Origin of the sequence: Streptomyces sp. DH12 (assembly GCF_020873895.1) — a bacterium.
GTDB lineage: Bacteria > Actinomycetota > Actinomycetes > Streptomycetales > Streptomycetaceae > Streptomyces.
In genome coordinates this window covers 1-417 of record NZ_JAHWGT010001385.1, presented here as the reverse complement: position 1 = coordinate 417, position 417 = coordinate 1, and the positions used below count along the sequence as shown (strand labels likewise).

General features: G+C 76.7%; 1 protein-coding gene and 1 pseudogene. One reads left to right on the top strand and one right to left on the bottom strand.

Features of this window, described 5'->3' with window-relative positions; translation table 11 throughout:
• Window positions 1–293: SpoIIE family protein phosphatase (locus LPA54_RS40200; RefSeq protein WP_228985371.1), on the top strand; the 293-nt coding region annotated here is incomplete at its 5' end.
• Between the two features lie 24 nt (window positions 294–317).
• On the opposite strand, the pseudogene LPA54_RS40195 reads toward LPA54_RS40200, so the two are convergent.
• Window positions 318–417, bottom strand: a pseudogene (locus tag LPA54_RS40195) (carbohydrate ABC transporter permease); the annotation flags it as partial.

Here is a 417-nt window from a genome sequence, read left to right as displayed (position 1 = left end):
AGGTGGTGCCCTTCGGCGACGGCGACCAGCTGCTCCTCTACACCGACGGCGTCACGGAGGCGCGGGACGCCGACCGCGCGTTCTACCCCCTGACCGAGGGGCTCACCCGGCACCTGTACGACGAGCCGGCCCGGACGCTGGCCGCGCTGCACGAGGACCTGCTGGACCATGTGGGCGGCCGGCTGCACGACGACGCGGCGCTGCTCCTGCTGCGCAGGCCGGCCGCCGCACCGGCCGGGGAGCCCGCCGGGGTGCGCGCCGCGGCGGGCGTGGACGACGCCACGGCCGCCTGAGGCGCGCCCCCCTGGGCGCGGTGGTCACTTGACCGATCCTCCGGTGATGCCGGCGGCGATGTACTTCTGGGCGAGGACGAGCAGGATCGCGGCGGGCACGGCGGAGAGCACGGCCGCGGCCATC